Here is a 1,428-nt window from a genome sequence, read left to right as displayed (position 1 = left end):
CTTCGGGCGCGGCCTGGCGCAGCTTGGGCTCGCGCGGCTGCGCCGGCTGCAGCCTTGCGGGTTCTTCCTCGCGGCGGGTCAGTCCGTTGGTCAGGCGCTTCAGCAGGCCCATCGGTCCGCTGTTGTTCTCGTGGTCAACCGGGCGGCTCTTGGCATCCACCTCGGCCTTGACGACGGGCGGGAAGTCCTCGACGCGCGGCATACGCTGAGGCGCCATGGCAACAGGCTGCGGGGCTTCGCGCAGCATCTCGCGCGGCTGCGGGGCCGGCTGCATCTGCTGGACCACCGGCTGCGGCATCGGCTGTGCTGGCGGCGCCTGGAAGATCTTGCTCTGTGGGCGGAAATCTTCTGCCTGAGCGACAGGAGCCGGGCGCGCCTGCGCCATCGCCGCGGCATTGGCTTCGGCCAGCTGGATGGCTTCGGCGACAGGGTCGACAGCGCGTGGCTCGTAGGCCGCCTGCTGGACAGGCGCCGGGCGAGCCTCCGCGATCTGAGCCGCCGGGCGGCTGACCGGCTTCGGAGGCGCCGTGCGGATCGAGATCGGCGCAGCGGCGATTTCAGCCGCCGATTTGTCGATGCCGGTGGCAACCACCGAGACGCGGATGACGCCTTCGAGTTCCTCGTCGAAAGTGGCGCCCAGGATGATGTTGGCGTCCTGGTCGACTTCCTCGCGGATACGGGTCGCCGCTTCGTCGACTTCGAACAGCGTCAGGTCGCGGCCGCCCGTGATCGAGATCAGCAGGCCCTTGGCGCCCTTCATCGAGGTCTCGTCGAGCAGCGGGTTGGCGATCGCCGCTTCGGCGGCGGCCATCGCGCGGCCCTCGCCCGAAGCCTCGCCGGTGCCCATCATCGCCTTGCCCATCTCGCGCATGACCGAGCGCACGTCGGCGAAGTCGAGATTGATCAGGCCTTCCTTGACCATCAGGTCGGTGATGCAGGCGACACCGGAATAGAGCACCTGGTCGGCCATGGCGAAGGCATCGGCGAAGGTGGTCTTGTCATTGGCCAGCCGGAACAGGTTCTGGTTGGGGATGACGATCAGCGTATCGACGCATTTCTGCAATTCCTCGATGCCGAAGTCCGCGGTCTTCATGCGGCGCTGGCCTTCGAAGTGGAACGGCTTGGTGACGACGCCGACGGTGAGGATGCCCTTTTCGCGCGCTGCGCGCGCAACGACGGGAGCAGCACCGGTGCCGGTGCCGCCGCCCATGCCGGCTGTCACGAAGCACATATGGGTGTTGGTCAGGTGATCGAGGATTTCATCGATGCACTCTTCCGCCGCCGCACGGCCGACTTCCGGCTGCGATCCCGCACCGAGCCCCTCGGTGACGTGAGCGCCGAGCTGGATCAGGCGGCCTGCCTTCGACATGGTCAGCGCCTGCGCGTCGGTGTTGGCCACCACGAACTCGACGCCGCGCAAACCGGCGG

At 67.9% G+C, this 1,428-nt stretch carries 1 protein-coding gene; it reads right to left on the bottom strand.

Features of this window, described 5'->3' with window-relative positions:
• On the bottom strand, window positions 1-1,428 hold a 1,428-nt coding region (gene ftsZ, locus EN925_RS35675), incomplete at both ends, for a cell division protein FtsZ (RefSeq protein ID WP_128337358.1).

This window comes from Mesorhizobium sp. M7A.F.Ca.US.006.04.2.1, assembly GCF_004022915.1.
GTDB classification, from domain to species: Bacteria; Pseudomonadota; Alphaproteobacteria; order Rhizobiales; family Rhizobiaceae; genus Mesorhizobium; species Mesorhizobium ciceri.
Note: the sequence above shows the minus strand (reverse complement) of the source record. Positions and strands in the feature narration are given on the sequence as shown.